This is a genomic window from Nostoc sp. (assembly GCF_036917155.1).
In the GTDB taxonomy this organism is placed as follows: Bacteria; Cyanobacteriota; Cyanobacteriia; order Cyanobacteriales; family Nostocaceae; genus Nostoc.
This window is the reverse complement of the sequence record NZ_JBALDZ010000111.1, coordinates 1-4,931: the sequence shown is the minus strand read 5'-3', so window position 1 is coordinate 4,931 and position 4,931 is coordinate 1. Positions and strand designations below refer to the sequence as shown.

The 4,931-nt window shown below is 42.6% G+C and carries 6 protein-coding genes; 5 read left to right on the top strand and 1 reads right to left on the bottom strand.

All coding sequences use genetic code 11. The annotated features are described in order from the left end of the window. Positions 1–132 precede the first annotated feature (132 nt). Entirely contained in the window at positions 133–906 is a 774-nt protein-coding gene (cobS, locus tag V7K67_RS15890) for an adenosylcobinamide-GDP ribazoletransferase (protein ID WP_335167354.1), read from the bottom strand. A 376-nt stretch (positions 907–1,282) separates the two neighbouring features. Between cobS and V7K67_RS15885 the strand changes: the two genes are divergently transcribed. The 5 genes from V7K67_RS15885 (at position 1,283) to psbM (ending at position 4,754) form a co-directional block, all read left to right on the top strand. Next, the gene (locus V7K67_RS15885) at positions 1,283–1,735 is read left to right on the top strand and encodes a hypothetical protein (protein WP_322676276.1); all 453 of its coding nucleotides are present in this window, start codon (positions 1,283–1,285) and stop codon (positions 1,733–1,735) included. Between the two features lie 433 nt (positions 1,736–2,168). Beyond that, positions 2,169–3,311 carry a tRNA guanosine(34) transglycosylase Tgt gene (gene tgt / locus V7K67_RS15880; RefSeq protein ID WP_334733992.1) on the top strand — a complete coding sequence of 381 codons (1,143 nt, stop codon included), beginning with the start codon at positions 2,169–2,171 and terminating at the stop codon, positions 3,309–3,311. A 341-nt stretch (positions 3,312–3,652) separates the two neighbouring features. Continuing rightward, complete coding sequence (locus V7K67_RS15875) at positions 3,653–3,790, top strand: photosystem II reaction center protein K (protein WP_334710894.1); 138 nt, start codon at positions 3,653–3,655, stop codon at positions 3,788–3,790. 184 nt (positions 3,791–3,974) lie between these two features. Beyond that, a complete protein-coding gene (locus V7K67_RS15870; protein ID WP_292853971.1) occupies positions 3,975–4,271 on the top strand; it encodes a 2Fe-2S iron-sulfur cluster-binding protein in 297 nt (98 codons plus the stop codon). A gap of 366 nt (positions 4,272–4,637) precedes the next feature. After that, positions 4,638–4,754 (top strand): photosystem II reaction center protein PsbM, encoded by a 117-nt coding sequence (psbM, locus tag V7K67_RS15865; protein ID WP_084227279.1) that lies wholly within the window; start codon positions 4,638–4,640, stop codon positions 4,752–4,754. The last annotated feature ends 177 nt before the right edge of the window (positions 4,755–4,931 follow it).

The window sequence follows — 4,931 nt, the reverse complement described above, 5'->3', positions numbered from 1 at the left end:
TGGAGTTTGGAGTTTGGAGTTTGGAGTTTGGAGTTTGGAGTTTGGAGTTTGGAGTTTGGAGTTTGGAGTTTGGAGTTTGGAGTTTGGAGTTTGGATTTTTAACTCCTCATTTTTCACTCCTCACTCCTAACTTCACAGAGCGGTCAATACGCAGAGAAATAAGGCTTCAGTCCACTCGACGACTGCGCCGTAGGTATCTCCAGTGTGTCCGCCTAATTTGTGGTTGAACCATGCACCAGTTAAAGTGGCGATCGCACTTCCGGCAATTATCATTGTCAGTGCAAGAAATAGTTGCTGTTTATCTATCAGCACAAGTAAACCACTCAAACCAAACAACAACAACAGTCCCGGTAACAAATCTTTGTAAGAACGAATGGCTTGTTTGTGAAATGCACCTTTACCAGTTGCTTTCAAATAAGGATATCGGGCGATCGCTAGTTGCTGTCCCCAACGTCCCCAGCCACAAGCAGCCATCAGCAACAACCAACGGTTTTCTGGCATATCTGTCAAGGCGGTTATTTTTAGTATCACCAAGGCGATCGCAGCCATTGCCCCAAAGGCTCCTGTGGCACTATCTGCCATCACCTCCAATCGCCGATCTGGGTCGCCCACTGCCAAACCATCGGCAGTATCCATTGCCCCATCTAAGTGCAATCCTCCTGTGATGCCAATCCAAACAGTTACTACCAAAGCACTACGAGTTAGCACGGGCATACCAATATAATCCATCCCCGTATCCACTAACCCTAAAATTCCCCCAATTATCAACCCGACAAGCGCAGCAAGACGCGCCACTCCCCGAAAGTCCAATCCGCTCAAATACGGCAGTGGAATAATTGTATAAAATATGATACTAGCTGCCAGCTTTAACAGCAGCTTTTTCCACCACTGTTGCTGTTTCGTCATCGAAATAACATTAATATTTGGTAAACTGCTGGATAATAATCTTGATTTCGGTACAACCGACATGACCAAACTTTAAAACTTTAGATAAGATTTACTTCTATCAGACATTCTCCTTGAAAATTTTGTTATCCTGGTCTAAGTGGTCAGGAAATAATATTAGGTAGTTTTTATACAAAAAACGAATGATTTAGGAAGTGAAAATTCCATCAGGGAGCAAAATTTGTGTTTTGTATTCGTTAACTAAAAACTTCCTCCAAATTATTAGACGATTGCCCCATAAAATTGATATTTTTTTAAATGTAGGGAGTAAACAAGCTACTCAATTATGACAGTTTAGCTATGTCGCCGCTCTCCTTAGCTCAATCGCTATTTTCCTATGAGTCACCATCTACCCGACACCAGGATACCAGCTCCGTGCATTATTAACACGGGCATCATTGTGAATAAGCTCGACATCCGGCGATTGCTGGCAGATTTAGGTCGAGTCCACTACATCTACACCCAAGAAGATAAGGTACTGAGCGAGGGTGAAGGGGATGTGATGGAAGTTTTTGCCAATCCGCAAAGGTCTACCTTAGTGGCTAATCATGCGCTATATCTGAATGTTTGTAGTTTTGATTACTTGGAACTCAAGCAGTCGTCACAACAAGAAACCTACTTCGATTTGATGCAAGAAGGAGTGTGTCTGCGGTTAATTCCCCGCTCAACCCCTTTACAAGAGCGACGAGAGCGAAGTTTCAATGTCAGCGCTATAGAAGCGATGATGGAGCAAGTACTCTCAGCCAGGTGGGATGCAGAAATTGACGATGACTGTTCTGATTCTTTCTAAATAACAATTATTACAGTATATACTCGTAAAGTTGGTAACTAGGTTAGTAGTGAATGCTTAAGTATTCACTAAAACTCAATTACCAGTTTTTATCCAAACAGAATAAAGGCGTCAGAATGGGCTAAACGCCCCGCTATCCATGTACAGAATTAATTCTGCATGACTGGTGGATAGCAAATCCTCGATAGCGCAGCGGTAGCGAGTATTTTCGAGTCGCGTCTTGATTCTGACCGGAGCTAACGGAAACGTCTCCGGCTCCGCTCCTGAATTCTGATTCCTGAATTCTTCTTTATGTTTGTCCATAATTTAGCCAAATAATATTAATTTTGCCCTAATACCATTTGGTTTTATGGCTGCTAGTTATGGATTTCTGAAACTCTTCATCAATTAGCGTTTCACAATCCAAAATCTAAAATCTAAAATCCAAAATGGCATGAGTGCGAATTTTTCTTTTCAATGTCTTGCTTGCTGTAGCCAAACCAAAGCTAGAGCCGGAGTGTTTTTCACCCCTCACGGTCTTGTCGAAACCCCCAGATTTATGCCAGTGGGAACGCTGGCTAATGTCAAAACTATCACCCCAGCCCAGCTACGAGATACTGGGGCACAAATGATCTTATCTAATACTTATCATCTTCACCTACAACCAGGAGAAGCGATCGTGGCTGGAGGTGGTGGGTTGCACAAATTTATGGGGTGGAATGGGCCAATGCTCACAGATTCGGGTGGGTTTCAGGTCTTCAGCTTAAGCGAGATGCGAAAAATTACTGAAGAAGGCGTAACTTTCCGCTCACCTCATGATGGACGAATTATTAACTTAACACCAGAACGCTCCATTGAGATTCAAAATACTTTGGGGGCAGATGTGATTATGGCCTTTGATGAGTGTCCACCCTACCCAGCGACTCGCGAAGAAGTGGAAACCTCAACTGAGCGCACTTACCGCTGGTTAGAACGCTGCATAACAGCTCATCAAAACAGTGAGCAGGCTTTGTTTGGAATTGTGCAAGGGGGCGTGTATTTGGATTTGCGTTGCCGTGCAGCTGAAGCTTTGGCTAAGTTGAATTTGCCCGGATACGCCATTGGTGGGGTTAGTGTGGGAGAACCGCCGGAAATGATGGCTGAGATTGTCAAAGTGACAGCACCGCTTCTACCCCTCGATAAGCCACGTTACTTGATGGGTGTGGGTACTTATCGGGAAATGGCGATCGCGATCGCATCTGGTGTAGATTTATTTGATTGCGTCATTCCCACTCGTTGGGCGAGGCATGGGACGGCAATAGTCCAAGGTGGACGCTGGAATTTGAAAAATGCTAAGTTTCGTGAAGATTTTACGCCATTAGATGAAACTTGTCATTGCTACACTTGTCAAAATTTTAGCCGTGCTTACATCTCTCATTTAGTGCGATCGCAGGAAATTTTAGCTTATACCTTGTTGAGCATTCACAACATTACCGAACTAATTCGCTTTACGCAAAAGATTAGAGAAGCAATATTGAGCGATCGCTTTGTGGCAGAATTTGGTCACTGGCTTAATGAAGAAAGGGGAGATGAGGAAGATGAGGGAGATGGGGGGTAAGAGGGGCGTAAGGATTCAGGGCAAGAATCATAACTCCTAACAATTAAGATAATTTTCTTCTACAACTTTGGAAACCAAAGTAACGTAATGCCTAAATTAAGGCTACCGTCATCAGGTACAATGATTTCATCAGTACAAGATTTAAAAACCTACCCCCGGACTGGGGGAAAGTATACGCCCGAAAAACCTTGAGGAGATATCAGCACCCCCAAAGGGCAAATGTGTTGAGCCTGGGAACCTGAGAAATCAGGATATTAAGGCAGCAATGTCTTAAAAATCTTCGTACCCTTAGGTCGGAGAGTGTCAAGAAAGCTGTGTTGGATAGTTGGATTTAAACAAACATGGAAGCAGCACTTTTATTAGCGAAACTGCCTGAAGCTTACCAAATCTTCGATCCTTTGGTAGACGTTCTCCCAGTCATCCCCCTATTCTTCTTGTTGCTTGCTTTCGTTTGGCAAGCAGCCGTGGGATTTAGGTAAGTTAATTTATTTTTCAATTTATAGGACAGGTACTCTACCTGTCCTATTTTTTGTGATGCCATATTTTAGAAGGTTAATATTTATTAATATTTTGTAATAAATTAATATAATAAATAAGATGTTAATCAAGCCATGTCAATATGAAGCCTTGAAAGCCAAGCTTATAGTCAAGGAGGAGTCAGTTATGGGTAATATCAAATTCGTTAAAGAAAATAAAGAAGTAGTAGCGGCAGATGGTGCTAATCTCCGGCTCAAGGCGATCCAAAATGGTATTGATATATATACATTGATTGGTAAGATGACCAATTGCGGTGGTAATGGTCAATGTGGTACTTGTGTTGTGGAGATAGTCGAAGGACTAGCAAATCTTTCCCCCCGCACAGACGTAGAAAACCGGAAATTCAAGAAAAAGCCAGAAAATTATCGCCTTGCCTGTCAAACTTTAGTGAATGGCTCAGTCAGCGTAGTCACGAAGCCTTAAGTTATTTTGTATCCAGTCAGTAGTCAAAATACTTACTAAAATTGAATGAAGAGTGCTGAGTTCCTCGGCAAAGAGAGTGCTGAGATGAAAGACCGCGCCAGAAGAGGCGGGGTATCAACCTCCAAACGAATTTTTGATTCCGCTTGACTTCGGGCGGGGCTTTTACCATAGTGCAAAAGTACTGAGTATTCAATCTTCTTTACTCAGCACGGGCTAAACGCCCCGCTATCCATGTACAGCACTCAGCACTCAGTACTGAGTATGGTAAACTCAATTGAAATTTTGAATTTTGAATTGGTATAACTCGGTCATCGATAATGGTATCCTAATGTTGTTGACTGGAAATTTAAGAGAGGCTTTCTTGCTATGCAAGTTAATGACCTGGGGTTCATAGCGAGCATTTTGTTCGTACTAGTCCCCGCTGTGTTTTTACTAATTCTGTACATCCAAACTGCTAGCCGCGAAGGTGGAAAAGATAGTTAAGAGTTTGTGTATAAAATAAATAACCCCTGCACCAATAGTGTAGGGGTTTTTATTTATCAACTTAGTGCTGCTAGCACATGCCCAGTCCCTAGCTATCTAATTGGTATACAAAGCAGGTAAGCTGATATTACACCTACCATCGGTAAAAAATTAGTGATAGTAAAGTTGCCTCGCCAT